This is a genomic window from Saccharopolyspora erythraea (assembly GCF_018141105.1).
GTDB classification, from domain to species: Bacteria; Actinomycetota; Actinomycetes; order Mycobacteriales; family Pseudonocardiaceae; genus Saccharopolyspora_D; species Saccharopolyspora_D erythraea_A.
This window is the reverse complement of sequence record NZ_CP054839.1, coordinates 3,285,201-3,311,715: the sequence shown is the minus strand read 5'-3', so window position 1 is coordinate 3,311,715 and position 26,515 is coordinate 3,285,201. Positions and strand designations below refer to the sequence as shown.

Sequence of the window (26,515 nt, the reverse complement as noted above, 5' to 3'; positions counted from 1 at the left end):
CGGCTCACCAGTCGTGCACGGTGCCGTCGAGCAGGCGGTTCACCGGCAGGTAGGCGGCGACGTAGGGATGGCGCGCGGCGAGCTCCTCGTCGAGTTCCACGCCGAGACCGGGGTTGTCGCCGGGATGCAGGAAGCCGCGGTCGAACGTGAACGACGTGCGGAACGTCTCCAGCGTCAGCTCGCTGTGCGGCATGTACTCCTGGATGCCGAAGTTGTGGATCGCCAGGCCGATGTGGAGTGCGGCCGCCATGCCGATCGGCGAGACGTCGGTCGGACCGTGGATGCCGGAGCGGATTCCGTAGATCCCGGCGAAGTCGAGGAGCTTCTTCATCCCCGTGACACCGCCGGTGTGCGTGGGCGCCGACCGCACGTAGTCGATGAGCCGCTCGGTGATGAGCGTCTGGTAGTCGTACACCGAGTTGAAGACCTCACCGGTGGCCAGCGGGGTCGTGCTGTGCTGCCGGACGAGCCGGAACGCCTCCTGGTCCTCGCCGGGTGTGACGTCCTCGAGCCAGAACAAGTCGTACGGTTCGAGCGACTTCGCCAGCCGGGCCGCCTCGATGGGCGACATGCGGTGGTGTCCATCGTGGAGCAGCCGCAGCTCCGGTCCGAACTCCTCGCGCACCTTCGCGAAGATCGACGGAACGTGCCGCAGATACGCGGGCGTGTCCCAGTCCTCCTCCTCGGGACGCGTCGCGGCACCGCCGCCGGCCGCCCGATGCGCGGGCTCGTAGTCGTACCGCTGCCCTGGCTTCGCCGTGTCCGAGACGCCGTACACCCGATCGAGACCGGGAACGCCCGTCTGGATGCGCACCGCGGTGTAGCCCTCGTCCACATACCCGCGGATCGCCTCGGCCAGGGCCTCGTAGTCGTTGCCGGAGGCGTGGGCGTACACGCGGAGCTTGTCGCGGCTCGCTCCGCCGAGCAGCTGGTACAGCGCAACGCCCGCCTTCTTCGCCTTGATGTCCCACAGCGCCATGTCGACGGCGGCGATCGACGCCATCGTCACGGGCCCGCGTCGCCAGTACGCGCCGCGGTACAGGTACTGCCACGTGTCCTCGATGCGGTCCTCGTCCCGGCCGACGAGCGTGCTCGCGAGGTGGTCCCGCAGGTAGGCCGCGACGGAAAGCTCCCGCCCGTTGAGCGTCGCGTCGCCCCACCCCACGACCCCGTCGGACGTGACGATCTTGAGGGTGACGAAGTTGCGTCCGGGGCTCGTGACGATGACCTCGACGGTCGAGATGCTCACGGTGCTCGCTTCCTTCCAGGGCCGCGGTGGTTGATGTCCATAGTGGATGGGGTCCGCCTCGGGTGCGGCTCGCCGCCGGACCCGAGGCGGGTGCTCAGACCGCGTTGCGCGGATCCCTCAGGTCGCGTCCCGCGACCTCGGGCATGAGCAACGTCGCGATGAGCGGACAGACCGTGAAGACGCCGAGCATGATCGCGATCGGGATCCACGATCCCGTCGTCGCCGCAACCCAGGCCGCCACGACGACGGGGCCGATGCCGGTGGCGATCATCGCGGCGATCTCCCTGACGACACCGGTCGCGGCGTAGCGGTGCCGGGAGCCGAAGATCTCCGGCAGCGTGAGGTTCTCCAGCGAGGCCAGCGCCATGACCGACACGTTGTGCATGACGATGTAGCCGACGAACAACTGCGGGACGTGCGCTCCCGCGACCGCCATCATCGTCGGCACGATGAGGATCAGCGAGATCACGCTCATCACCTGGTACATCCGGCGACGGCCGAACTTGTCGCCGAGCGCGCCGACGACCGGCACCGTCAGGAACGCGCACAGCGAGGAGACGATCACGACGCTCGTGCCCACCGAGGCCGACATCGCCAGCGTGACGGTGATGAACGAGACCATGTAGGTCTGCAGGATTCCCGAGTTGCCCGCCTGTCCGAACCGCAGCAGGAACGCGGGTACGAGCGCGCGCCACTTCTTCTGCTCGAGTGCCTCGAGCATCGGGGTGTCGTTCTCCTGTTCGGCCTTCGCCCGGACCTCGTCCGTCGTGAGCGCCACGCCCTCGTTGACGTGGGAGCTCTCCTCGAACACCGGGCTCTCCTTGAGCCGGAACCGGATCCACACGGCGAACAGCAGGATCACGGCGCTGCCGAGGAACGGGATGCGCCAGCCCCAGGCGAGGAGCTGCTCCTCGGAGAGGACGGCGACGAGGATGCCCCAGATCGCCGACGCACCGAGGGTGCCGCAGTTCGTGCCGAGCGCGACGAGCGAGGCGATGATGCCGCGACGCCTGGTCGGCGCGTACTCGGCGAGCATGACGCCCGCGCCGGAGATCTCCGCACCGGCGCCGAAGCCCTGCACGAGGCGCAGCACCACGAGAAGGACGGGCGCGAGGATGCCGATGTCGTGGACTGTCGGCAGTGCGCCGATGAGCGTCGTCGCACCGCCCATGAGGGCGATCGTGATGAACAGGACCTTGGTGCGGCCCACCCGGTCGCCGAGCCGTCCGAAGTACCACGCACCCACGGGGCGGGCGATGTAGCCGACCGCGTAGGTCGCCATCGCGGACACGACCGCGAGCGCAGGGCTCTCGCCTGCGAAGAACAGCTGGCCGAAGACCAGCCCGGCCGCGAGCGAGTACAGCTGGAAGTCCATGAACTCGAGCGCGGTGCCGAGCCAGCCGGACATCGCGGCACGTGCGAGATCGCCGGTGCTGCGCTCGGCCGGACTGTCCTTCATGGTGCCCGTGTCGGGCGGCGGTGCTGAAGTGGACATCGTTGTTCCTTCAGTTTCGGGCGGGACGGGGAAGGTGGACGGGGGAGGTCAGAACTCGATGAGGACCTTGCCGGAAGCAGCGGAGTCCTTCGCCGTCGCGAACGCCTCCACCGCTTCGGTCGCGGGGAGCACGTGCGTGACGACCTGGGCGATCGCGGGGTGGGCCGCGAGCATGTCGACGGCCTCGTCGATCTCCGTCGAGAAGCGGAACGTGCCGCGCAGCTGCACTTCCTTCGACACCAGCGGTGCGAGGTTCACGCCGATCGCGGTGTCGGCGAGCATGCCGACCTGGACGACGACACCTGCTCGGGCCGCCGACGCCACCGCTTGTGTGAGCGACACGGGCGCACCCGAGCACTCGAACACGACGGGGTAGCAGGTCGTCGGGACGTCATCGTGTCCGATGAGCAACGTCTCGTGGGCGCCGAGCGCGCGGGCTCGTTCGAGGGCGGATTCCTGGATGTCCCCGACGGCCACGTGCTCGACGCCGCGAGCGGCCAGCGCCGCGACGATCAGCAGGCCGACGGGGCCGGCGCCGAGCACGAGCGCGCGATCACCGAGGTGGCCGCCGGCGATCGTGAGCGCGTGCAGTGCGACGCCGAGAGGCTCGGCGAGCGCGGCGTCCCGCAGTGACAGACCTTCGGGCAGCCTGCGGAGCATGGGCTTTTCGACGAGCACGTACTCGGCGGCGGCGCCCTGGCGGTGCGGGAAGTCCGCGGCGCTGCCGAGGTAGTCGCCACCGGGCCACAGGTGTGGCCGGTCCGCGATGCCCTCCACCGGGGTGCCGTACCGCGCGGGGTGCACGGTCACCGGCGTGCCCTTCGCCCACTCACCACTCGGATCGGACTCGACTGTCGCGGAGAACTCGTGACCGGGCGCGAAGGGCTCGCGGACGAGGTTCTCCCCGTTCTTGCCGTGGAAGTAGTAGTGCAGGTCCGAACCGCAGATGCCGACGTACCGCACGCGCAGCAGCACCTCGCCGTCGGCGGGTTCGGGGACGGCGACGTCCTCGAGGCGCATGTCCTCGGCGCCGTGGATGAACAGGCCCTTCATCGGTGATCAGCTCCAGGAGGTCGGCAGGGCAGGCTCAGCGGGAAGCGGCGACGTCGGCGGCCGCGGCGCGCACACCGTCGCGGGAGATGAGGGTGAGCAGCTCGGCGACCCGGACGGTGAAGGCGTCCTGCTCGGCGAGGGCGTCCGGGAAGAAACCGCCGTTCATGATCCGGCGCACGTGGTCGGCAACGGTCACAGCGCCGTCGACGGCGGCGGCGAGCCGGTCGCGGGCGGGCTCCACGATGCGCTCGGCGAGCGGCTCCGGGGTGAAGCCCGCCGGCGGGGCGGCGCACGCGATCCACGCGGCGATGCACAGCGCGAGGTGGTGCGGCATGTCGCCGCGCCGGAGGTGGAACAGCGCCGCGTTGGGGATGCGCTGGAGGAGCTTGAGCGATCCGTCCGTGCCCACCTGGGTGGTCGCGTGCCCGATGAGCGGGTTGCGCCACCGGGCGTCCAGTTCGGACACGTACGCGTCGGCGTCGAACCCGGTGGGCGGGGTGAACGACGGAAGGTAGTCGTCGTTGATCCCGTTCAGGACCGCCTCGCGCACGAAGTCCTGTCCCCACGCGACATCGATCGTCGGCGCGCCGGAGAGGATTCCGAGGTAGGCGATGAGCGAGTGCGATCCGTTGAGCAGGCGCAGCTTGACCATCTCGTACGCCTCGATCTCGTTCGAGAACGTCGCACCGGCCAGATCCCAGGCGGGACGGCCGCCAGCGAAGTCGTCCTCGAGAACCCACATGGTGAAGTCCTCGGCGGGGACGGGACACAGGTCGTGGACGCCGAGCAGATCCGCGACGAGACGTGAGTGCTCGTCGGTCGTCTTCGGCACGATGCGGTCGACCATCCCGTTCGGGAACGACACCGACGAGGACACGAAGGACAACACGTCGTCGCTCACGCCTGCCGCCTGCAGGAACTCCTCCACCACGGCGCGCGTGACGTCGCCGGCTGACTGGAGGTTGTCGCAGGACAGGACCGCGAACGGCTCACCCGAGGCGGCGCGCTTCTCGAGACCGCGGGCGATCATGCCCACGGCGGTGCGCGGCGTCGAACCCGTCGCGAGGTCCGCGGCGACGGCAGGGGTGTCGAGCGCCAGCCTGCCGTTCGCGGGGTCGCGCGTGTAGCCGACCTCGGAGACGGTGAGCGAGACGATGCGGTGCGCCGGGTCCGCGATCGCGTCCACGACCGCGGCGGGGTCCTGGGCGGCTACGCCGGTGTCGCGGTGGACGTCGACCACGCCCGCCTCGGCGCCGTGTTCGGTGAGCTGGAGGATCGAGTAGATGTTGTCCTGGGCTCGCATCGGAGCCACGACCCGGTCCGACGAGTGCGCGAAGCCGCGGATGCCCCAGTCGCCACCGGCGGCGGCCATCGCCTGCGCGGTGTAGACCGCGCCGTGCGCGCGGTGGAAGTTGCCAAGGCCGAGGTGAACGATTCCCGTCCGGTCCGGCGCGGACGCTCCGATGCGCGATCCAGCGAGCACGCTCTTCCGGCCCAGTGGCTGTGTCATGACGTCCTTGTCCTTCCACGACGCACGGGCGGTGGTCCAGCACTGCCGCGCGTTGCGTTTCACATGGCGAACCGCTCGTTTTGTATGTCGGACCACAAGCTAGACTGACGTGGAGGCGCGATGCAACATCGACCGGGAAGACAATGGAGCCATGGAGACCGAACCCACGTCGGAGACGCCACCCGTCACGAGCCTCGACCGCGCACTCGTCGTGCTCGAGACGGTCGCGACAGCAGGCCCCGAGGGACTCGCGCTCAGCGAGATCGCGGCGAAAACAGGGATCAACAAGGGCTCGGTCCACCGGCTGCTCCGTGGCCTCGCGCACCGCGACTACGTGGCGCGCGACGGCGACGACCGCAACTACATCCTCGGCGAGGCGCTCAGGCGGATGGTGCGGACCTTCGGTGCCGACGACAACCTGCCGCTGCTGTTCCGGCCGCTGCTGCTCGAGCTGTCGCGCCGCACGGAGGAACTCGTCCACCTCGGAGTGCTCGACGGACGCCGCGTCGTCTACCTCGACAAGATCGAGCCGGAGCGCTCCGTCCGAGTGTGGTCGCGCGTCGGTCGACGCGCGCACATCGCGAGCACGGCACTCGGACGCGCGCTCATCGCCGCCGCTCCCCCCAGCGACTCGCTCCTGACCAGCTACGTCGAGGAAGCCGACCCCGACCACGCGCACCCCACGCTCGGCGAGAAGTTCCGCGCCGCGGTGGACTCCGCGCGCACGCACGGATGGGCGATCGAGAACCAGGAGAACGAAACCGGGATCGCCTGCGTCGGCATCGCCCTCACGTCCACGACCTCGCGAGACGTCGCGATCAGCGTCACCGGCCCCGCCGAGCGAATGACCACCGACCGCCTCGCCGAGATCGGCGCCCTGCTCCGCGAACTCGCCGCCGACCTCGCCCCGGAGGAGTACACCCTCACGCCGACAGCGGGATGACCAGGCTGAGTGCTCTGGTCGACCGGGCGAGCCTCCCCTGCTCACCGGCCACGGCACCCTCGCCATCACCCACCGCGAGGCGCCTCCGTTCCTGGCGCATGAACATCCTGACCGGATTTGCCGACAGCAATCTGCACATATGAGCACGCGCCGGTCCGCGAAAACCGGTAAATTGTCATCCAGGCCACAGGAAACACGGGGATCGCCTACTTGAACGTGTTTCTTCCGTCACCCGCAAGAATCGACTGAATGCCGAAAGGCAGGCAGCCGCTGCACCGAACGGATCAATCACGAGACGACCCGAGCGCGTGTTAGCACAGCTGATTCTATGAATTTCCACAGAGACTCCGCGGCGGACGGCAAGTAAGTTCGCAGATGCCGGGGCATTGATCCCGCGAATCACCTTGCCGCCGTGTCAACCAGAAGGAGCCGCGGTATGTCCTGCTCACCGGTGCCTGGGAGCGCTCTCTGGGTCCGCGAGGTGCTGGAGCAGGAATGGCGGCCGCGGTCCCGTCCGGTGGTGCGGCCGCTCTCCGGCGGCCTCGGCGAACCCCCGCTGACGCACACGGCAGGACTGTGGGCGTGCGCCTCCGGCGATCGGTCCTGGGTGTTCAAGGCGCAGCTCAACCCGGATGCCGTGCGCGATGCGGACTTCTACCCGCTGAAGCAGGGCGTGGTCGAGCACTGCGTGTCGCGCGGCGTTCCCGCGGCACGCGCGATCCCCACGGCGAGCGGTGCGCCCATCGCGCTCCGCGACGGTGTGGTGTGCGAGCTGCTCCCCCGCTACAGCGACGCGGCCCCGCACGGGGCAACGGCCGAACAGGTCGCCGAGGTCGTGCGCACCGCACTGCGGTTGCGCCACGCCCTGGACGAGGTCTCCCGCGCGACGGTCGAGGACCTGGCCCGCATGCCGGTGAATCCCCTCGTGGACCAGCCGGACTGGGCACTGGCCCTCGGTGAGGTCGAGGACCTGCTCAAGCTAGCCGAGGCCCGCGACGACGACTGGGCCGCACTGGCGGGCTCGGCTCTGCGGGAGGTGCTCGACACCGAACCGCTGCTGGCCGAGGCACCCGCGCCCCGCGCGGACTCCGCGGTGCACGCCGACCTGCACCGCCACCACTTCCTGCTGCGTTCCGGGCAGGTCGAGGCGATCCTCGACTTCGACAACCTGCGCGCCGGAGACCGGCTGCTGGACCTGGCCTGGACCGCCGAGCTGTGCCTGAGCGCGCCTGCGCCGGAGGACCCCGCCGGACCGGAGTCCCTGCGCGAGTTCGCCCGTCGATGCGTGGACGAGGAACTGCTCGAAGCCCGAGACCTCCGCAGGCTGATGCCGGCGTTGCTGGTGTTCTCGCTGCCCGTGCTCGTCGACATCGCCAAGGACATCCTCCAACGGGACATCCTCAGCCCGGTCTGGCAGCAGTACTTCCACCTGCTCTCCCCGGCCAGGAGAGCAAGAGTGCACAAGATCCTGCAAAACCTCTGAACAAATCCCTCCGGGGACGTCCCCCGTTTCCGATCGAGTTGAAACCGAGGGACGGCACAGCGCCGTGCCGTTTCCACGACGCACTGGAAAAGGTGAGCATGAGTTCGCAGCAAGTCGTGGCCCCCTGGCCGGCCGACCTGTCCTCCTACTGCTTCGAGGTCCCCTATTCAGAGCAGTCGATCCTGTTCGAGTCCGCATCCGGCGTTCGGCTGGTCGACGCCACCGGCAAGCGCTACCTCGACGGGCTTTCCGGCGTATTCGTGACGTGCTTCGGATACGACTGCGAGCCGATCGTCACCGCCGTCACCAAGCAGGTGCAGACGATGGCGTTCAACCCGCCGCTGCACGGCACCAACAAGTCCGCGATCGAGCTCAGCCGGCGGCTGGTGGACCTCGCGCCGGAGGGCATCACCGCGGCCAAGCTGGTCAACGGCGGCTCGGAGGCGGTCGAGGCCGCGATCCGGCTGGCCCGGCTGCACCACGCCTCGCGAGGCAACCAGGGCAAGCTGAAGGTGCTCAGCCACTACCACGGCTACCACGGCGCCACCTTCGGCTCGCTGTCGGTGACCGGCCGCCCCGACGTGACCCGGTTCGGCCCAGGACTGCCGGGAGTCGTGCACGTGTGGCCGCCCGACTGCCTGGAGTCCTTCTTCGGCGTGCCGCACGAGGATTCCGGCGCGCTGGCCGCCGCGATGATCGAGCGCACCATCGAGGCCGAAGGTCCCGACTCGGTGGCCGCCCTGGTGCTGGAGCCGGTCATCCACCTGCGCGGGATGGCGGTGCCGCCCGCCGACTACCTGCCGAAGGTGCGCGAGGTCTGCGACCGGCACGACGTGACGCTGATCTTCGACGAGATCGTCACCGGGTTCGGCCGCACCGGGGCACCGTTCGCCGCGCAGACCTTCGGCGTCACCCCCGACCTGATCTGCGCGGGCAAGGGCATCTCCGGTGGTTACGCCCCGCTGGCCGCGGTGCTGATCGGCGAGCACATCGCAGGCACGCTCGGCGAGCCGGGCGGACCGGTCTCGTTCGCGCCCTCGCACACCTACGCCGCCAACCCGGTGGCCTCGGCGGCCGGGCTGGCCGCGGTCGAGCTTTTCGAGAGCAGCAACGCGCTGGACTCGGTCGCCCGGCTGTCGGAGCGGACCGCGAGCGGTCTGCGCGCCCTGCTGGCCGGCCGGGGCGAGCTGCGCGCCGCCGGACTGCTGTTCGGCGTCACGGTGCGCCCGCACAGCGGCCCGGACCCGGAGGCGGGTTCCAAGGTCGCCGCCGCCTGCCTGCGGCGGGGGCTGATCGTGCGCGGCCAGGACGACTGGATCGTGCTCGCGCCGCCGTACGTGGCCGAGGACGCCGACATCGACGAGATCCTGTCGATCCTGGGCGAGGCCCTCGACGAGGTGTGCGGTGGTGCCGCATGAGCGAGCTGCTGTTCCGGTGCGAGGACCGGGTGATGAGTGTGCTGCCCACCCTGCGGGACGATGAGCGCGCGGTGGTCGAACGGGAGCTGGAGGCGCTTCGCGGGATCGAGCCCGCCGACCTGATGACCGAGATGCGCGCCGTGGCGCGGGCGGTGCCGGAGCGGGTCTACACCGACAGCGCCGACGTGCTGCTGCGGATGCACGAGATCACCGGTTCCGGCAACCACCAGAGCTGCCTGTCCTCGCTGGGCATCGTGCGGGCGTGCTTCGAGCTCGGTCTCACCGGCCAGGACGAGCAGGCACCGGTGCTGGTCGTCGGCCGCGGCCACATCGCTCCGAGCTTCTACGCCGAGCGCTACGTGCGCGGCGAGATCCCCTTCCTGCCACTGACCGCGCTGCACCACGGGCTGACCGGAGTCGTGCACAGCGACCTGGGGTTCACCAACACCATGCGCTACAGCCTGGGCGTGGGCGTGGCGCAGGCGGTGAGCACCGCGTGGGAGCTGACCCGCAGCGGCTCGCAGCGCAAGGTGGTGTGCCTGGCCGGCGACGGTGAGCTGCACGAGGGTTCGGCCTTCGAGGCGCTGCGCTTCGCACACGACGCGGGGCTGACCAACCTCGTGCTGGTGGTCGACGCCAACGACAAGGGCATCGAGCCGCTGAGCAAACCGCTCAACCGCGACTACCTGGCGGCCTACCTGCCGCGGCTGGAAGAGGTCGAAGGCACCGCGGAAGGCATCCACTCCGCACTCGGCAAGCTGATCGAGGCCCCGGGACCGGCGGCGCTGGTGTGCCGCACCGAGAAGGGGGCGCACAGCTTCAAGCCCAAGCCGACAGGCGCCGTCGCGAAACCGGCGAAGGTCTCGTTCGCCACCACCACCGGCCGCACGCTGGCCGAGCACCTGCGGTCCCGCCGGCGCTCCGCGGCGGTGTTCACCGCCGACATGGCGGCCCGGTTCGGGCTGCCGGACGGGCCGCGGTACACCAACGTCGGGCTGGCCGAGACCATCGGCGTCGGGATGACCCTCGGGCTGCCGGAAGACACCGTGAAGGTGGTCGCCACCGACGCCATGTACTACATGGACTCGCTGAACATGGTCACCGAGGCCACCACCAGCGTCTCCAACCTGATCCTGCTGGCGGGCCGCAGCTGGGGCGCCTGGGGCGGGGCGCACAACGCGTTCAACCTGCTGGGTCTGATGCTCAACACGCGGGTGTACGAGCCGATCAGCGCGCTGGAGCTGAACGCGTGTCTGGAACGCCAGCAGGCCCACCCCGGCACCGCGCACGTGCTGGCGATGGTGGACGCCAAGTTCGACCCGCCTGCGTGGGGCTGCTCCGCCGACATCGACGGCGCCACCTGGGTCACGCCACCCGCACCGGAGACCCGGCGAGCGGTGATCACCTTCGGCTACGCCGGGCTGCTGGTGGCCGAGGCCAACCAGGACGGCGGGCTGGCGCACCTGCACTGCGCGGCGCTGGACCCCGAGCTCGACCCGGAGCTGGTGCGCGGGCTGTCGGACTTCGCCGAGGTCATCTCGGTCGAGTACAACGGCGTCCAGGGCGGGTTCGGCGAGCGCCTGCGCGCCAAGTACCTCCTGCCCCTGCGGGTGCACGGCGTACGCGAGGACATCGCGAACGTGGTCCACGACCGCCAGCTCGTGCGCCACGGCATGAGCCCTCAGCAGCTCCGGAAGCTGCTCAGCGACTCCTCGGAGGTGATCGCGGGTGCGGGTGCACGCGCATGACTACCGGTCGCTGGACGTCTCGGGCATCCTCGACGGCGCGATCCTCATGCACCGCCAGATCGCGCACCTGCTCACCCGGCGCCAGAACGTCTTCCTGCACGACCTGACCCGCGGTGCCGAGCAGGTCAGGGGACTCCGCGACGGTGACGTGGTCTACGCGGGCTCGGGTCCCTACGCGTACCTCTACCACCGGTGGCGCGAGCGCAACGGCGTGGACTTCCGCATCGTGCGAGAGGTGCACACCGCGCTGTGGTCGGGGTACTGGCTCCAGGAGGAGCTGTGCGCACCCCTGGTTCGTCCGGGCGACATCGCGCTCTTCCCGACCGAGTACACCCGGCTGATGTACCGGCGCTGGTTCCCGTCGACCGACGTCGGCGGCTCGGCCGTCGCCTACCCGGTGCTGGACCGGCTGCCGCGGCTGCCCGCGCGCGGCACCTCCTCGGGGCCACTGCGGATCGGATACCTGGGCGCGTTGTCCCTGGCGAAGAACTTCGACCAGGTGCTCGACGTGTTCTCCCGGGTGCACCGCGAAACCGGCGGCGCGGCGAACCTCGTGGTCGCGGGCAAGCCGAACGCCCCGCAGTGGGAGGACGCGGCGGTCCTGGACCGGCTCGCGCGGTCCGGTGTGGACTCCTCGGCGGTGCGGATGGCCGGCATGCTGCGACCCGACGAGCTCTCGTCGTTCTTCACGCAGGTCGACGTGCTGATGTTTCCCAGCACGGCATCCCGGGAGACGCTGGGCAGGGTGGTGCTGGAAGCCCTCGCGCACGGCGTCGCGGTGCTGGCCGCCGACGTCGGTCCCGCGGTGGAGCTCCTGCCGGAGCGCAACCTCCTGCCGTCCACCTTGGACACCGAGTCGGAGTTCGTGATGAGCGAGGTCGGGCCGCTCGGACGCATCGACGGGGACGCGGCCGTAGCCACACTGGTGGAGCGCGACTTCGAACCCGCGGGGCTGTTGCGCATCGAGCCCTACGCCGACCGCACCTTCTGGCAGGCGATGACGGGCCGCCACACCACGCCCCAGATCCCCGCCGACGACCGGATCACCCGGGCGCTGCGGGTCGCTCCCCGCACCGGTGCCGACCTCGGCGTGGCGCTGGAGGAGTCGGCCGCCGTGTTCGCGGAGTACTTCGGCGGCGACTCCGACGCGCTGCTCGACCGGGTGGCCAAGGCCGAGGCCGAGACCGGGCGGGAACTGCCCGCCCTGCGCGAGATCGCGGGCAGCTCGAAGCGCAACCTCGCCGACTACAGGGCGCTGCCGCGGCTGCTCGACGGACTGGTGCTGCCGCCGCTGAGCTACCGGCTCAGCCGAACCGACGAACACGGGAAGTGAGCACATGGCACAGCACGACTACCACGACGACGTGTGCCTGGTGATCGGTGGAGCGCGGGGGATCGGCGCGTCGGTGGTGGAGGAGTTCGCCCGGCGCGGCGCGCAGGTCGTCGTCGCCGACACCGACCGGCTGCCGTCCCGCTACAACCACTACCGCTCGGCCGAGGTGACCGGCTTCGCCGAGGCGCAGGCACTGGCCGCCCGGCTCACCGCCGAGGGCCTGCGGGTGCGGGCCGCGCAGGTCGACGCGACCGACGAGGCGGCGGTCAAGCGGCTCTACGACGGCATCGCCGCCGACCCCGGCAGGCTGGACACCGTGGTCAACGCCTTCGGCGTGACCCACGTGTGCACTGTGGACGAGATGGAGCTGGACGAGTTCCGCTACGTCGTGTCCGGCAACCTCGACGGCGTCTTCCTGTCGTGCAAGCACGCGCTACCGCTGCTGAGGGAGAGCTCCGGGTCGATCGTGAACTTCTCCTCGGTGTCCGGGCGCACCGGATTCGGCAAGGTCGCGCACTACTGCGCGGGCAAGTTCGGCGTCGTCGGGTTCACCGCGGCGCTCGCGCTGGAGGAGGCCAAGCACGGGGTGCGGGCGAACGCGGTCTGCCCCGGCATCGTGCGGTCGAACATGTGGGAGTACCTGATCTCGGAGTTCACCCGCCCCGGCGAGACAGCGGAGGAGTGCTGGGAGCGGATGCGGTCGATGATCCCGCAGAAGGAGTTCCAGACCGGCGAGGACATCGCCGAGGCCGTGGCCTACCTGGCCTCGGCGCGCGCGGTGACCGGCCAGGCGCTGGGCGTGAACGGCGGGATGACGAACCCGTGAGCGAGGCGACATCGGCACCGGTCGGCACCCCGGTCGGTTTCGGCAGCGACTGGCGGCAGGTGGGCGACCCGGAGGCGTTCACCAGCTCCGACGGCGCGATGCGGGTCACCGCCCCGGCCGGGGCGGACCTGTTCTCCATGCCGGGCAGCTACGAGGGTTCCGGCGCGCCGATGCTGCGGCGCACGATCCGGGGCGACTTCACCGCGTGGTCGCGGGTGTCGGTCAGCGGCGAGAAGTTCGCCGACGCCGGCGGGCTGAGCCTGCACGCCGCCGACGGGTGGTTCAAGCTCTGCCTGGAGCGCACCCGCGGCGGCGGCTGGGCGGTGGTGACCGTGCTGTCGCGGCCGCACTCCGACGAGGCGATGGGCCCGGCACTGCCCGGCCCCGATGCCGAGCTGCTGCTGACCCGGCAGGGCACCCGGTACGCGGCGTTCGTCCGCGTGGCCGACGGTCTCGGGTGGCGCTTCGCGCGCACCTTCACCGGGTTCGACGACGCGGAGCCGGAGCTGGGGCTGTTCGCCCAGGCGCCGTTCTCCCCGTCGTGCACCGCCATCTTCTCCCCGCTGTCCCTCGGAACGAAGGCATTGCGTGACTCCCGTTGACCTGCCCGCCCCGAAGCGGGCGCAGACCGTCGCGGCAATGGTGCTGTCGCTGCCCCTCGGCGTCGTCACCGGGGCGGTCGGCGCCGCCCTGCCGCTGCTGCGCGAGGACTACGGCCTCAGCCCGACCGGCGGTGCCGAACTCGTCGTGCTCTACAACGCGGGTGCCTTCGCCGCGTTGGTCGCCCTCGGCGGCTCGTGGACGCGGCGTGCCCTGCCGGCCGTGCTCACCGCGCTGGTGGTCGTTTTCGCCTTCTGCTGCGCGGGAATGGCCTTCGCCGGAGCGGTGGCCGGGCCCGGCGTCGGCTGGCCGTTGATGTTGGCGCTGGCCACCGGCGCGGGCTTCGGCTACGGAGGACTGGTCCTGCAGCTCAACTCCTTCGTCGGTGAGTCGTTCGGCCACCGCCAGGTGCTGATGCTGAACCTGCTGCACGCAAGCTTCGGCGCGGGTGCGGTGGCCGGTCCGCTGTTCATGGGCGCGCTCGGCGGGGTGTCGGCGGTGCTCGCGGCCGCCGGGGGGCTGGCGGCGCTGTGCCTGCCCGTGCGGCGCATCGCACTGCCCCAGCCCGCGGCGGAGACGCTGGCGCCACGCAGCTCGCCGGTGGCCCTGCTGGCGATGTTCGCGGGGATCTCCCTGCTGTACGCGGGTTTGGAAAGCGCCATCGCGGCCTCGGCCTCGACGCACCTGGCCGCGGTGGGATACCCGGCAGCCGACGCCACGGCCCTGGTCGGGCTGTTCTGGGCCGGGCTCACCGCCGGCCGGCTGGTCGTGCCCGCGGTGGCCCGGGGCTGGAGCAGCCACCGGCTGGTCCTGACCGGTGTCCTGTCCGGGACCGCCGCGCTGATCTCCACCGTGCTACCCACCTGGGCACCGGTCGGCTACGCCCTGGCCGGGCTCGGTTTCTCGGTGGTGTTCCCCGCCGTGCTTGCGTGGGCGTTCACCGCGCTCGGCGACGGGCAGCGGGTCGCCTCGCTCCTGCTCGTCGCCAACCTGGCAGGCAGCGCCGCCCTGCCCGCCGCGGTCGCCGCGGCGAGCGGCTCGGCACCGGCGACCATCCCGGCGGCACTGACCGGGCTGGCAGTGCTGTGCGGCATCGCGATCCTGCTGCCGTTGCGCTGCACCCGCACCAAGACCGACCCGAACCCCAAGCACTGGAACGGAAAACCGCATGAACGCACCACGCCCCTCCCCGCAGCCGGTGACCGACCTGATGTGGGCGCAGTGGAAGACCAAGCTGCTGGTGAGCGCGCTTGAGACGGGCGTGTTCACCGCCCTCGCCGGTGGCTCGCTGCCGGAGGAGGCGCTGCGGGAGCGCGCCGGTGTGCATCCACGCACATCGCGCGACTTCTTCGACGCGCTCGTCGCGCTCGGACTGCTGCGCCGCGACGGCACCGGTTACGCGAACACGGCCGAATCCGCCGAGTACCTCCGCTCCGACCGGCCCGCCACCTACCTCGGCGACAGCGTCCTCCAGCAGTGCGCCGGGCTCGCCGACGACCTGACCGGGGTGCTGCGCACCGGCGTGTCGAGCCTCGACGTCAACACCGGCACCGAGTTCTACGACACCACCTACGCCTCCCCGGAGTCGGTGCGCGCGTTCCAGCGGGACATGACGGTGCTGAGCATCGGTTCGGCACTGGCGATGGCCGAAAAGTTCCCGTGGCAGGACTACAAGACGGTGGCCGACATCGGGTGCGCGGAGGGCGCGCTGCCAGGCCACCTGCTGCGCAGGCACCCGCACCTGCACGCGATCGGATTCGACCTCCCGGTCGCCGAGCACGGCTTCCTGGAGTACACCGGCAGGCTCGGTGTCGGCGACCGGGTGAGCTTTGCGGGCGGGGACTTCTTCGCCGACCCGATGCCCTCGGCGGACGTCCTCGTGCTCGGCCACATCCTGCACAACTGGGACGAGCGGCGGAAGCTGGAGCTGCTGAGCTCGGCGCACGCCGCGCTGCCCGAGGGCGGCGCGGTCATCGTCTACGAGACGTTGATCGACGACGGGCGCAGCGAGAACGCCGTCGGTCTGATCCTGAGCCTGATCATGCACATGGAGGTGCCCGGCGGCTACGACTACACGGGTGCGGACTGCCAGGAGTGGCTGCGGCGCACCGGTTTCCGGGGCACCTACGTCGAGCACCTGGACGGCCCCGAGTCGATGGTCGTGGGCTTCAAGTGAGCGAGCACTCGTCCCGCGTGGTGTTCTGGAACCTCTACGAGGCAGCCCTGGAACGCCGGCGCGGCGACGAACGACGCTGGCGGGCGCAGTGCGAGCTGGTGCGCGCGCTGCGCCCCACCGTGCTGATGACCACCGAAGGCTGGCACTGGAGCGACGCCGGCAGCGCGGCCTTCCACGACGCCGAGGACGCCTTCGGCATGCGGGGAGCGCTGTTCCCCGCCAAGACCGACTGCGACATGGCGATCTTCTGGCGTCCCGGAGTGGAACCGGTGCGCACCGATCCGCTCCCGTTCGGGCAGGCCCTCTGGCACGGCTACGGACAAGCCGTGCTGCGGCTGCCGGGCTGGGACGGTCCAGTGCGGTTCGTCGTCGCGCACCTCGACCCCTTCAGCCCCACGCACCGCCGCATCGAGTCCGACCACCTGCGCGCGCTCACCGACCCGCGAGCGGAGATACCGCTGGTGATCGGTATGGACGCCAACACCGTGCCACCGGGCGACCCGGAACCCGACTGGTTTCGCACACCGCCGCACAAGCGCGACCACCACCGGATGCCCGGCGAGACGACCTGCGACCGGGAACCCGTGCGGCGCATGCTCGGCTCCGACGAGCCGTTGCTGGTGGACGCCGGGGCGCACCGCGGTGACCGCTCGCCCACCGTCGGCCACACCGGCTCGGACGCGGCGGCCCGGCGCATCGACCTGTTGCTGCTGTCGCCGCGGCTGATCCCCACGCTGACGGGCTACGAGACCGTCCGGCACCCGCTGCTCGACGACACCGCGACGCCGGCCTCCGACCATCGGCCGGTGTCGGTGACCCTCTCCCCCTCGCCCCCGCAGACACGGGAAGGAACACCTTGCTGACCCGAGAGCACCTGGCCTCACTGCTCCCGCCCGGCGAGTTCTACCGCGCCGACGCCGAGGAGCTGGAACCCTACCGGCAGCGCTGCATCGAGCTGCTGGACGAGGCGAACGCGACGCGCACCGACGACCACGACACCCGCGCCCCGGTGCTGAAGGACCTGTTCGGCACGTGCGGGGTGCGCCCCTGGGTGTTCCCGAGGTTCCAGTGCGACTTCGGGCTCAACATCGAGCTCGGCGACCGGGCGCTGGTGAACTTCGACGTCATCATGCTCGACAGCGCGCCGATCCGGATCGGCGACGACGCCTTCATCGGTCCGCGCTGCCAGTTCTACACCTCCGACCACCCCTTCGACCCGGCGTTGCGCCGCGACATGTGGGAGATCGCCCGCCCGATCACCGTCGGCGACTCGGTGTGGTTCGGCGGCGGCGCGATCGTGCTGCCCGGCGTGACCATCGGCGACGAAGCGGTGATCGGCGCGGGCTCGGTCGTCACGCGCGACGTGCCCGCCGGGGTCCTCGCGGCGGGCAACCCCGCGCGGGTGCTGCGCCCGATCCGGAAGGAGGACCGTGGCGCCGCCGAGAAGTGACGTGACCGTGCTGTTCGACCTGGACGGCACCCTGATCGACTCGGTGCGGGGCGACTTCCTGGCGTGCTCGGCGCTGTTCGCCGAGCACGGCGGCGAGCTGCCCGCCCAGCGGTGGGCCGAGGAGGTCTGCGGCCGTCCGGACGGCTACGCGGAGCTGCTCGCCGAGCTGCCCGGAGCGGTCGACGACCGCTTCGCCCGGTTGCGGGAGCTGTGGGCGGAGCACATGAACCCCGGCGTCGTGGTCCTGCTGCCCGCGGTGCTGGAGCTGCTGGCGGCGCTGGAGTCGGCCGGGGTCGCGATGGCACTGGTCTCGGCATCGGACCGGGAGTGGGTGCGGCGCTGGCTCGTGCACTACGACCTGGCGCGGTTCTTCCGCGCCACGGTCTCCGGCGACGAGGTGGCCAACCGCAAGCCCGCTCCCGACCTGTACCTGGAGGCCGTGCGCAGGAGCGGGGCCGATCCGGGCCGCTGCCTGGCCGTCGAGGACTCGGTGACCGGTGTCCTCGCCGCCCGCGCGGCCGGAATCGCCGTCGCGGCCGTGCCCACCGAGCTGACCCGCGGCCTGGACTACTCGGCCGCCGACCACGTGCTCGACCGCATCGACGGGGTCGGCGCGCTGCTCGGCCTGCCCGCCTGACGAAAGGGGCCGTCGATGGCCTTGAAGAACGCGGCCGCCCGCTGGCTCACCGATTCGGTGCTCTACCAGGTCTACACGCCGAGCTTCGCCGACTCCGACGGCGACGGGATCGGCGACCTCGCCGGGATCACCGCACGCCTGGAGCACCTGGCCTGGCTCGGGGTGGACGCGGTGTGGCTCACGCCGTGCTTCGCCTCGCCGTTCCGGGACGGCGGCTACGACGTGCGGGACCACCTGCGCACCGCGCCGCGGCACGGGACCGACGACGACCTCACGGCTCTGGTCGAAGCCGCCGGACGGCTCGGCATCCGGGTGCTGCTCGACCTCGTCGCCGGCCACACCTCCGACACCCACGCCTGGTTCCGCGCCGCCGCCGACGATCCCGCCGACCACCGCTACATCTGGGCCGCGGAGAACGGGGCCGGGCTGCCCGAGGGCTTCACGCCCTCACCCGGCACGCGCCCCGGGGGCTACCTGCCGAACTTCTTCCCGTTCCAGCCCGCACTGAACTTCGGCTACGCGCGCCCGGACCCCCGCGAGCCGTGGCGGCAGCCGACCGATGCCGACGGGCCGGTGGAAAACCGTGCTGCGCTGGTCTCGATCATGGACCGCTGGCTGCGGCTGGGTGTCGCCGGCTTCCGGGTGGACATGGCGCATTCGCTGGTCAAGGACGACCCGGGCCACGGCGCGACGGCCGAGCTGTGGCGCGACGTCAGCGGCAGGCTGCGACGCCGGCATCCCGGTGCCGTGCTGCTGTCGGAGTGGGGAGATCCCGCGGTCGCGATCCCCGCGGGCTTCGACGTCGACCTGCTCGACCAGTTCGGCGGGGTCACCCTCGGCGGTCCGCTGAGGTCGCTGTGGCACAACCGGCAGGGCGTCGACTGGGACGGCTGGGACCCGGTGGACTGCTACTTCGCGCCGGAGGGCGGTGGTTCCTTCGAGCCGTTCCGCTCCGCGTGGCAGGCCGCCGCCGAGGCCACCGACGGGCTCGGCGTGATCGGGCTGCCCACCGCCAACCACGACTTCGCCCGCCTGGCCTGCGGGACGCGGACCGCGGACCAGCTCGCCGCGGCGTTCACCTTCCAGTTGACCTGGCCCACCCTGCCGGTCGTCTACTACGGCGACGAGATCGGGATGCGCTACGTGCCCGGTCTCGGCGACGTGGAAGGCAGTGTGCTCGTACCCGGCTACAACCGGGCCGGATCGCGCACCCCGATGCAGTGGGACGCCGGACCGAACGCGGGCTTCTCCACCGCACCCGCCGATCGGCTCATCCTGCCGGTCGACCCCGACCCGCGCCGCCCGGCGGTCTCCGAGCAGCGCGCCGACGAGAACTCGCTGCTGGCGCTGGTGCGCAGGCTGATCGGACTCCGGCGCTCGACTCCGGAACTCGGCTCCCACGGGTCCGTGGAGGTGCTGCACTCCGGTTATCCGCTGGTGTACCTCAGAGGCGGCCGATACCTGGTGGTCGTCAACCCCCGGGAGGAGCCTGCCACACATCCGGCACCGCACCTGGACACGTCGTCGGCGCGGTTGCTGGAGGGCTCCGGCATCCACCTGTCGGCAGGCGGGGTCAGCGCGGACGGCTTCGGATACGGAATCCACGACCTGTCCCGGTAGCCCGAGCGCCGGGAGCGCGGTGCCCGTTCGGAGTGATGGGGCTCCGGGCGGGCTCGCCGCTTGCGAAGCAAGGTCAGCGGCGGCTGCTCCCCCGTCAACTCCTTGGTCTGGACGAGTCCGCTGTGGACGACACAACGCCATCAGGGCGACGAACACGAACATCGTGCGGGGGCCGCTGAGGTCCACCACCCGCACGCACCTCGTTTCCGGGTGCCCGGTTCGCCGGCGATCTCCCGTCTCCACTCGCCGGCGCTCCCGATGGCACCCGGTGATTCCCCAGCATCGCGCCCATCGCGTTGACAACCGCGGGACGCGACTGCCAGCGTCGGCCGAGTACGGATCTGTCTACTTCAGATTCGCCATGTGTTCGTCTACTTGGGACACTGTCGGAAGAGGTCATGCGCGAAGTGCTCCGCGCCACGCCCGGCAGCGAGCCGGGAGCCACCAGCGGCGCCACTCAGCGGATGTACTCCGGACACACCCGCGGAGGCCACCGGCTGAGCTCGAGGATGCCGAGGGAGTACCCCTTCGACACCAGCGCGGGCCGGTTGGTGACCTTCAGCTTCCGCAGCAGCGTGGTCACGTGGTACTCCACACCCCCGCGCGACAGGAAGAGCTTGGCCGCGAGCTGGACGGTCGACTCGCCGGCCGCGACACCCTCCAGGATCCGGGCGTCGACCGGGCTGAGCAGCTTCTGCTTCGCGCCGGCGAGACGAGGCGGGCGTTCCTCCTCCTCGGGCTTCACCAGCACCATGATCGTCTCGACACGACCGTCGCCGCGCACCGCGACGCCGGTCAGCTCCCCCGCGAAGACCGACTCCTTCGGACCGACCGCCAGCATGTGCGCGTCGAACCGCGGGTGCTGGCCCTCCGCGAGCCGCTTGAGCTGGTGCTTGAGCACGCCCCGGACGCTGGGGTGCAGCAGACCGCAGAAGGACCGGTCCTGCATCTCGTGCGTGGTGCGGCCGAACTGCCGGCAGAACGACTCGTTGGCCTCCAGCACGCGCGCTTCCAGATCGAGGTTGGCCATGCACATCCCCGACTGCTCGAACAGCGAACGGTAGATGTCGCGATACACGCCGAGCTTTCGAGGGACCGCCGCCGGGGATGTCGTGGACTTGGCGATGACCGCGCCGGAACTCATCGATTATCGACCATCTTTCTCAAGGCGCCGAAGCAACGAATTCGAGGAGCAATTCCCCGGAAAATGCGGGAATTGTCGCAAAACTCAGCCTATGAATGGAAACGGCGAAGGTCAACAGCGCGGCCCGTTCGCCCTTAACCCTACGGTGCTTCGCGCCGTTGGTTCGGTCCGGTGCGGTCACCCCGGATGCGGCCCCCTGACCTGGTACAACGCGCGACAATGCCGGTGAGTGACGGGCAATGGGAGCAAAGTCGTCCGCATCGGCACCACAGCGCACGCGCTCATGTGGAAGTGTCCCGCGGAATGGAACCGGCGAGAATGATGAGCAACACAGCGACGATACTCCGGTTCGCGGTTGCGGATGGTTCCTCCGGCCCCGGGCTACAATCCGAGTGCGGCCGCAAGACCAGGCCGACCCGTGATGTTCAGTTTCCGGTACGAACTTGTCAAGTGCTTTTCGACCGCGCGACGGCTGATGGTCAGCTCCTCCGCGATCTCGGCGTTGGTGCGCCCCCGGGCCGCGAGCTCGGCCACGACCGCCTCACCGCGGGTGAGCTCCGGGCGGATCACCGGTGCCGACCCCGTGCTGCCGGCCATGATGTGCAGACCATCCTCCGCGGCTTCTCCCAGCCACTGGGCGCCGCACTGCTCGGCGGTGCGGCGACCACGCGCGAGGAGGCGATCGGCCTCGTCGCGATTGGTGTCGCGCAGGGCTTCGCCGAGCCTGATGAGGCTCTTGGCGCGCTCCAGCCGGTTGGGAGAGGTGCTGAGCACCTCGTTGGACTCGCGCAGCAGCGCGACCGCGCGAGCGCTGCCGCGGTGGATCAGCGCCCGGATGCGCAGCGCCCGGCCGAGCGGCGTGGGCGCGCCCCACGCCAGCGCGCGCTCGTAGTTCTCCTCGGCGAGGCGCACCGCCTCGCCGGTCCGGCCCATCCGGTGCGAGAGCACAGCCGCCCACGAGCGCCACGGATGCATCGCCGGGTTCTGCCACCCCGCGCTCTCCAGCAGCCGACCGCAGTCCAGGAACTGGGCGAGCGCGGCGGGGAGGTCGCCGCGTTCCACCGCGAGTGCGCCCGACAGCGAGCTCCGGGTCTCCATCAGCCAGAGGTCCTTCGCAGGCGGCGCCTTCTCCAGCACCCGCGTCGCCAGAGTCGTGTCCCGCTGCGCCAGGGCGACCAGCGCGAGAACCGTCGACGGCAACACCATCGCCTCGTCCGGCCACGACCGGTCGGTCAGCTCGAACGCGCGCTCTGCCTGGACGCGGGCCTCGGCCAGCCGGCCGCTGCCGAGCAGGAGCAGTCCCCGTTGCGCACCGACGAGCGCCTGCGGTGTCGAGTTGCTGTGGCGCCTCGCGTGCTCGTAGGCCGAGTCGACCCACGACCAACCGAGGTCCACCGAGTCCGTGGCGAGCAGGATCGCCGGCGCCAGCTGCAACGCCGTCATGGCGCCGTAGGAGTCGGTCGGTTCCTGTTCCAGCACGTCGCGGAGCCGGCCTGCGACCGATTCCGCCGTCGTCGCCGAACGCAGCGTCGCCGCCATCAGCAGGACCGTCCGCAGCTCGCGCTCCGCCGGTGTCGGCCAGTGCCCGTCGTCGGGCAGCCCGGCCAACCGGTCCACCGCATCGGCGAGCTTCGCCGGATCGCCGAGCCCCGCGAACCGGAGCCGCGCCTCCAGCCGCATCGCGAGATCCCGGTCGTGGCCCCGCAGATCGTCCGCGGGACCGAGACGCTCGGCGACGTCGCGCACCAGCTCGAAGACCAGCGTCCCGTCACCGGCCGCGGGAAGCGGAATCCGCGCCGCGACCGCCGCCCTCTCCCGCCCCGTTGGCATCAGCATGGCCGCCTGCGCGAGGTGGCGGAAAGCCACCCCCGGGTCCGCGTCCTGCTCCACCGCCGCCAGCTCGACCAACAGGCACGCCCGGTCGGCGCTGTCCGGCGGCAGATCCCGCACGGCACGCCGCAGGTAGCGCGAGGCCACCGCCGGCTCGCCCCGGCGTCGCGCGGCGGCCGCCGCGGCGCACAGCTGGTCGGTCTCCCAGCCCTCCCGGACGAGGTCGACCCCCAGCAACTGGGCCGCGACGTCCTCAGGCGGGCGACCGCTGCGGTCGAGCACGACCGCAGCCCGGCGGTGCAGCTCCGCGCTCTCCCCGGGGCCGAGCATCTCCTCGACCGCGGCCGGCAGCCCCGGGTCCAAGATCCCGACGTGCTCACCGCTCACCTCGAGCCAGCGGTCCGCCAGTGCGGCCAGTGCCGCCGGAAATCGCCAGGTATCGACCTCGGCCAGCCGCCGCACCACCCGCAGCTCCGCGCGGTCGCCCAGCACCGCGACCGCCTTGGCCACGGCAGCCACGTCGGCGTCGCGCCGCAGCAGCAGGCACAACCGCTCCTGCCGGAAGGCCGCGGCGGACTCGCGGAGCCGGTCCAGGTCGGCAGCCCGTCCCCTCAGCAGCTGGGACGACGCGCGGTTCAGCAGGGCCCGCAGCTCCGCGCAGTCGCCGCCCGTGAGGTCGTGGCAGGCCCGCGCGAACTCCTCGTCGTGGTCCGTGCCGAACTGCGCGGCGACGAGTTCGCGAACCGCCTCCAGCGGCAGGGGCTCAGCCCGCACGTGGTGTGCCGCCGCACCGGCGATCTCGCGGATCAGCGGGTCCCGGGTGCCGGCGCCGTCCGGCAGCACCACACCGATGAGCAGGCGCAGACCGCGGAGCCGGGCCGCCAGGAACGCCAGCGCGCGCGACGACGGCTCGTCCGCCCAGTGCAGGTCGTCGACGAGCAGCAGCACCGGCTCAGCCGCGCTGATCTCGGCCGACAGCGCGTGCAGCCCGTGCAGCACCCTCGCGAGCTCCGACGGCGCCTGTTCGGTGCGCTCGGATGGCGGGGAGCCGCAGACCAGCGGATCCAGCATCCTCCGCGTGGCCGCCGAGACCGCCACCTCGCAGTCCGGGACGAGCAGAGGCAGGAAGAGCTGGCGCACCACGCCCAGCGGGAATCCGCGTTCGCCGTGCACGCCCCCGGCCCACAGCACACGCGCCCCGGCACGGGTGCCGATGACGCCCAGCCTGCGCAGCAGGGCCGTCCGCCCCGAACCCGCGGAGCCGCCTATCAGCAGGACCCCTCCTGGCCCCGGCCGCACCCCGCGCACGGCCTCCTCCAGCACCGCCAGTTCGGCTTCCCGTGCCAGGAGCATCCGCCGCTCACTTCCCCCGGCCGGACCGCGCCCAGAACTCGGCCAGCTCCGCCCGGCCGCGGATGCGCAGCTTCCGGTAGACCTTCGTGAGCCGGAGCTCCACCGTGCGGATGGCCACCGACTGCTGCATCGCGATCTCCCGGTTCGTCACACCCCGCGCGGCCAGGCCGGCGACGGCACGTTCCTCTTCGGAAAGGACGTCGGTCGCCTCGCTCGGTCGCGGCGCGGGCTCCGAACGCAGGACCGACGTGTCGTGGAACTGCGGGGCGCTGCAGAGCTTCGCCAGCGAGACCTCCGGCATCTCGTCCAGCTTCGCCGAGACGCGCCACGTGTCGCTGAGCGCCTTCTCCTCCGCCACCAGCCGCCGCGCCGCCTCCCGGTCGCCGAGCCGGGCGTGCCCGGTGGCGGCGAGCGCCCGCCACCGCGACAGCATCGGGTTGTCCCAGTTGCGGCCGCGCAGGATCCGGCCGCACTCCAGCAACGCGGTCAGCGCGGCTTCGACCTCGCCGGCCTCCAGTCGCAGCCTGCCCCGCTCGCAGAGCAGGAACGCCCAGCTCACGCCCCACTGCGCGCCCGTCGGCAGGTCGGCCTCGGCGATCTGCCGCGCACGGGACATCCGGCCGCACAGGCGGTGAACGGCCACCTCGACGCCGACGTGGCGAACGGCGAGCGTCGGATGCCAGCACCGCACGGGCAGCGCGTCCGCGGCGGCGCGCAGGTCGTTGCACGCCCGCTCGTTCTGGCCGAGCCACACCGCTGCCTCGGCGCGGTGCAGCAGCGCCTGCGCGGCCAGCGCGCGGCTGCCCCGTCGCCGCGCCTCGGCCAGCACCGCGTTGAACCCGGCGAACGCGTCGCCCGGCTCCAGGCAGCACAGCAGTGCCCGGCTGGCCATGATCAGGGGCATCAGCGGCCCGTCACCACCGGACAGCGCCGTCTTCGCGAGGATCTGCGCGCGCTCGCGGTCCTGCCCCCGGGCAGCCAGGCGCCAGGCGAGCGCGCCGGCGCGGGCCGGGTCAGCCGGATCGTCCTCGATCGCGATCGGCGGCACCACCGGGATCTCCGGCTCCATCGGCCCCTCCTCCCGCACGATCCAGCCGAGCGCATCGAGCGCCTCGACCGATCCGGCGGGCAGGAAACCGGAACCACGCTGGCGCAGCGCCGAGATCAGGTGCCAGGCCGTCTCGTTGTCGCCGCGCGCCACGAGCATGTCGGCCGCGTGCAGCACCGACGGTGGCGGCCGCTCGTCCTGCGCGCCGGTCAGCACCTGCCACAACCGGCTGTCCGACGTCTCCGGGGAGTCGACGACCTCCAGCGCCGCGAGCCCGACCAGCACCCGGGCCCGTTCGTGCGGGTGCAGCGGCTCGTCCAGCGCCCGGCGGAACGCCGCCACGGCGCGCCCGCGCGCGCTCTGCCGCGTCCACTCCTCGGCGGCCGTGGCCAGCGCGGTGCCCGCCCAGGCCGCACCGACCGACGGTGCCCCGCAGAGCAGGTCGGCGACCGCCCGCGAAGGAATTCCGGTGCGATGCCCGAGTGCCGCGGCCCGCTGCCGGAGGAGGTCGCGTTCGCGGGGGTCCCCCAGCGCGAGGATGTCGGCCGCGAGACGGGGTTCGGCGAGCCTCGGCGACGGGCCCGGCAGCACCAGTCCGCTCGTCACCAGCGTTTCCACGGCCTCAGCCCGGTCGGCCGCCGACAAGCCGGTGAGCGTTGCCGCGGTCGGGAAGTCGAAGTCCTCCCCGCAGACGGCGAGCACGCGCAACAACTCCGCGGCGTGCTCGGGCAGGGCGCCGATGATCCGGTGCGCGCGTTCCGCCCGCACCGACCGCGCGAACCCGAGGAATTCCGGTCGCCGGGCCGGATCGGTCGGTCGCCCGTGCTCGGCCAGCAGATCCACGACCCGCCGGAGGACGGCGGGATGGCCGCCGGTGGCCTCGGCGGCGGCCTCGGCGAACTCCGGATCGGCTTCCTCCCCCGCGATGAGGGTCAGGAACTCGGCGGTCTCCTCGACGGTCAGCGGGTCCAACCACAGCTCGTGGACGTCGAAGGGGGCCTCGACATCGACGTGGCGGCTGAGCGGCCCGTGCGCGGTGAGGGCGAAGAGGACGGGAGCCCGGTCGGCGTGGCGGACCATCGCCTCCACGGTGCGCAGCGACCACGCGTCGGCCCATTGCAGGTCGTCGATGGCGACCACGAGCGGGCCGCGGCCGGCCGCGGCGGCGAACTCCCCGCACAGCGGCTCGATCGACGGCTCACCGGACGTGCACGCATCGGCCAGTTCGGCCGCGCGTCCGGGCGGGCACACCGAGTACAGCAGCTGCGTGACGGCGCTGAACGCAACCCCCGTCTCCGCGGGGGAACAGCGGGAGAACGCGGTGACGAATCCCGCGGCGGTGGCCGCCGCGGTCGCCCGGTCCAGGATGGCGCTGCGTCCGACACCGGGCGCGCCGGTCGCACAGACCATTCCGGACCGCCCGGACGCCAGCGCCCCGACGAGATCGGCGACGAGCCGCACCTCCGTGTCGCGTCCGATCAGGAAGGAAGGCGGCTGTACGGCAGGTGCCAGCGCACCAGTTGCACACCGTGCTTGCACCTGTACCTCCCAGTCACACCGCCGGATTCACTCGGACGCCGAACTTTGCACTGAAAGTCA

Annotated in this window: 20 protein-coding genes; 13 read left to right on the top strand and 7 right to left on the bottom strand. The window is 71.5% G+C overall.

Features of this window, described 5'->3' with window-relative positions; translation table 11 throughout:
* Positions 1–4: 4 nt before the first annotated feature.
* The 4 genes from manD to HUO13_RS15105 all read right to left on the bottom strand — a co-directional run bounded on the left by manD (position 5) and on the right by HUO13_RS15105 (position 5,307).
* The gene (gene manD, locus HUO13_RS15120) at positions 5–1,249 is read right to left on the bottom strand and encodes a D-mannonate dehydratase ManD (RefSeq protein ID WP_211901976.1); all 1,245 of its coding nucleotides are present in this window, start codon (positions 1,247–1,249) and stop codon (positions 5–7) included.
* Between the two features lie 94 nt (positions 1,250–1,343).
* On the bottom strand, positions 1,344–2,744 hold the full coding sequence (locus HUO13_RS15115; protein WP_211901975.1) for an MFS transporter: 1,401 nt from the start codon (positions 2,742–2,744) through the stop codon (positions 1,344–1,346).
* A 48-nt stretch (positions 2,745–2,792) separates the two neighbouring features.
* Positions 2,793–3,797 carry an L-idonate 5-dehydrogenase gene (locus tag HUO13_RS15110; RefSeq protein WP_211901974.1) on the bottom strand — a complete coding sequence of 335 codons (1,005 nt, stop codon included), beginning with the start codon at positions 3,795–3,797 and terminating at the stop codon, positions 2,793–2,795.
* A 34-nt stretch (positions 3,798–3,831) separates the two neighbouring features.
* Positions 3,832–5,307: a mannitol dehydrogenase family protein gene (locus HUO13_RS15105; protein WP_211901973.1), complete on the bottom strand. Its 1,476-nt coding sequence runs from the start codon at positions 5,305–5,307 to the stop codon at positions 3,832–3,834.
* A 151-nt stretch (positions 5,308–5,458) separates the two neighbouring features.
* Here HUO13_RS15105 and HUO13_RS15100 point away from each other — a divergent pair, with 151 nt between their 5' ends.
* The 13 genes from HUO13_RS15100 (at position 5,459) to HUO13_RS15040 (ending at position 19,541) form a co-directional block, all read left to right on the top strand.
* On the top strand, positions 5,459–6,250 hold the full coding sequence (locus tag HUO13_RS15100) for an IclR family transcriptional regulator (RefSeq protein ID WP_211901972.1): 792 nt from the start codon (positions 5,459–5,461) through the stop codon (positions 6,248–6,250).
* Between the two features lie 436 nt (positions 6,251–6,686).
* Positions 6,687–7,733, top strand: a complete 1,047-nt coding sequence (locus HUO13_RS15095; protein WP_211901971.1) for a phosphotransferase — start codon at positions 6,687–6,689, stop codon at positions 7,731–7,733.
* Between the two features lie 98 nt (positions 7,734–7,831).
* Positions 7,832–9,151: an aspartate aminotransferase family protein gene (locus HUO13_RS15090; RefSeq protein ID WP_211901970.1), complete on the top strand. Its 1,320-nt coding sequence runs from the start codon at positions 7,832–7,834 to the stop codon at positions 9,149–9,151.
* A complete protein-coding gene (locus HUO13_RS15085) occupies positions 9,148–10,899 on the top strand; it encodes a 1-deoxy-D-xylulose-5-phosphate synthase N-terminal domain-containing protein (protein WP_211901969.1) in 1,752 nt (583 codons plus the stop codon). Before HUO13_RS15090 ends, HUO13_RS15085 begins: the two co-directional genes overlap by 4 nt.
* Positions 10,880–12,232, top strand: a complete 1,353-nt coding sequence (locus HUO13_RS15080) for a glycosyltransferase (RefSeq protein WP_211901968.1) — start codon at positions 10,880–10,882, stop codon at positions 12,230–12,232. Before HUO13_RS15085 ends, HUO13_RS15080 begins: the two co-directional genes overlap by 20 nt.
* Positions 12,233–12,236: 4 nt before the next feature.
* The gene (locus HUO13_RS15075) at positions 12,237–13,058 is read left to right on the top strand and encodes an SDR family oxidoreductase (RefSeq protein ID WP_211901967.1); all 822 of its coding nucleotides are present in this window, start codon (positions 12,237–12,239) and stop codon (positions 13,056–13,058) included.
* Entirely contained in the window at positions 13,055–13,660 is a 606-nt protein-coding gene (locus HUO13_RS15070; protein ID WP_211901966.1) for a DUF1349 domain-containing protein, read from the top strand. The genes HUO13_RS15075 and HUO13_RS15070 overlap by 4 nt, the downstream gene beginning before the upstream one ends.
* Positions 13,647–14,912, top strand: coding sequence for an MFS transporter (locus HUO13_RS15065; RefSeq protein ID WP_211901965.1), 1,266 nt, complete (start codon positions 13,647–13,649; stop codon positions 14,910–14,912). The genes HUO13_RS15070 and HUO13_RS15065 overlap by 14 nt, the downstream gene beginning before the upstream one ends.
* On the top strand, positions 14,827–15,834 hold the full coding sequence (locus tag HUO13_RS15060) for a methyltransferase (protein ID WP_211901964.1): 1,008 nt from the start codon (positions 14,827–14,829) through the stop codon (positions 15,832–15,834). The genes HUO13_RS15065 and HUO13_RS15060 overlap by 86 nt, the downstream gene beginning before the upstream one ends.
* Positions 15,831–16,697 carry an endonuclease/exonuclease/phosphatase family protein gene (locus HUO13_RS15055; protein ID WP_211901963.1) on the top strand — a complete coding sequence of 289 codons (867 nt, stop codon included), beginning with the start codon at positions 15,831–15,833 and terminating at the stop codon, positions 16,695–16,697. Before HUO13_RS15060 ends, HUO13_RS15055 begins: the two co-directional genes overlap by 4 nt.
* Positions 16,691–17,284 (top strand): sugar O-acetyltransferase, encoded by a 594-nt coding sequence (locus HUO13_RS15050; RefSeq protein ID WP_249124837.1) that lies wholly within the window; start codon positions 16,691–16,693, stop codon positions 17,282–17,284. Before HUO13_RS15055 ends, HUO13_RS15050 begins: the two co-directional genes overlap by 7 nt.
* A gap of 1 nt (position 17,285) precedes the next feature.
* Positions 17,286–17,921 carry an HAD family hydrolase gene (locus tag HUO13_RS15045; RefSeq protein ID WP_211901962.1) on the top strand — a complete coding sequence of 212 codons (636 nt, stop codon included), beginning with the start codon at positions 17,286–17,288 and terminating at the stop codon, positions 17,919–17,921.
* A gap of 15 nt (positions 17,922–17,936) precedes the next feature.
* Entirely contained in the window at positions 17,937–19,541 is a 1,605-nt protein-coding gene (locus HUO13_RS15040) for an alpha-amylase family glycosyl hydrolase (protein ID WP_249124834.1), read from the top strand.
* A 457-nt stretch (positions 19,542–19,998) separates the two neighbouring features.
* On the opposite strand, the gene HUO13_RS15035 is transcribed toward HUO13_RS15040, so the two are convergent.
* The 3 genes from HUO13_RS15035 to HUO13_RS15025 form a co-directional block, all read right to left on the bottom strand.
* A complete protein-coding gene (locus HUO13_RS15035) occupies positions 19,999–20,685 on the bottom strand; it encodes a LuxR C-terminal-related transcriptional regulator (protein ID WP_211901961.1) in 687 nt (228 codons plus the stop codon).
* Between the two features lie 381 nt (positions 20,686–21,066).
* Positions 21,067–23,868, bottom strand: coding sequence for an AAA family ATPase (locus tag HUO13_RS15030; RefSeq protein ID WP_211901960.1), 2,802 nt, complete (start codon positions 23,866–23,868; stop codon positions 21,067–21,069).
* Between the two features lie 7 nt (positions 23,869–23,875).
* Positions 23,876–26,455, bottom strand: coding sequence for an AAA family ATPase (locus HUO13_RS15025; RefSeq protein ID WP_282976595.1), 2,580 nt, complete (start codon positions 26,453–26,455; stop codon positions 23,876–23,878).
* Between the last annotated feature and the right edge of the window lie 60 nt (positions 26,456–26,515).

What these genes read in the sequence shown, in the direction of transcription:
- HUO13_RS15035 (WP_211901961.1), bottom strand. Translation starts at nt 20,685, where the DNA reads ATGAGTTCCGGCGCGGTCATCGCCAAGTCCACGACATCCCCGGCGGCG.
- HUO13_RS15095 (WP_211901971.1), top strand. Translation starts at nt 6,687, where the DNA reads ATGTCCTGCTCACCGGTGCCTGGGAGCGCTCTCTGGGTCCGCGAGGTG.
- HUO13_RS15090 (WP_211901970.1), top strand. Translation starts at nt 7,832, where the DNA reads ATGAGTTCGCAGCAAGTCGTGGCCCCCTGGCCGGCCGACCTGTCCTCC.
- HUO13_RS15105 (WP_211901973.1), bottom strand. Translation starts at nt 5,307, where the DNA reads ATGACACAGCCACTGGGCCGGAAGAGCGTGCTCGCTGGATCGCGCATC.
- HUO13_RS15100 (WP_211901972.1), top strand. Translation starts at nt 5,459, where the DNA reads ATGGAGACCGAACCCACGTCGGAGACGCCACCCGTCACGAGCCTCGAC.
- HUO13_RS15085 (WP_211901969.1), top strand. Translation starts at nt 9,148, where the DNA reads ATGAGCGAGCTGCTGTTCCGGTGCGAGGACCGGGTGATGAGTGTGCTG.
- HUO13_RS15030 (WP_211901960.1), bottom strand. Translation starts at nt 23,868, where the DNA reads ATGCTCCTGGCACGGGAAGCCGAACTGGCGGTGCTGGAGGAGGCCGTG.
- HUO13_RS15040 (WP_249124834.1), top strand. Translation starts at nt 17,937, where the DNA reads ATGGCCTTGAAGAACGCGGCCGCCCGCTGGCTCACCGATTCGGTGCTC.
- HUO13_RS15115 (WP_211901975.1), bottom strand. Translation starts at nt 2,744, where the DNA reads ATGTCCACTTCAGCACCGCCGCCCGACACGGGCACCATGAAGGACAGT.
- HUO13_RS15060 (WP_211901964.1), top strand. Translation starts at nt 14,827, where the DNA reads ATGAACGCACCACGCCCCTCCCCGCAGCCGGTGACCGACCTGATGTGG.
- HUO13_RS15110 (WP_211901974.1), bottom strand. Translation starts at nt 3,797, where the DNA reads ATGAAGGGCCTGTTCATCCACGGCGCCGAGGACATGCGCCTCGAGGAC.
- HUO13_RS15075 (WP_211901967.1), top strand. Translation starts at nt 12,237, where the DNA reads ATGGCACAGCACGACTACCACGACGACGTGTGCCTGGTGATCGGTGGA.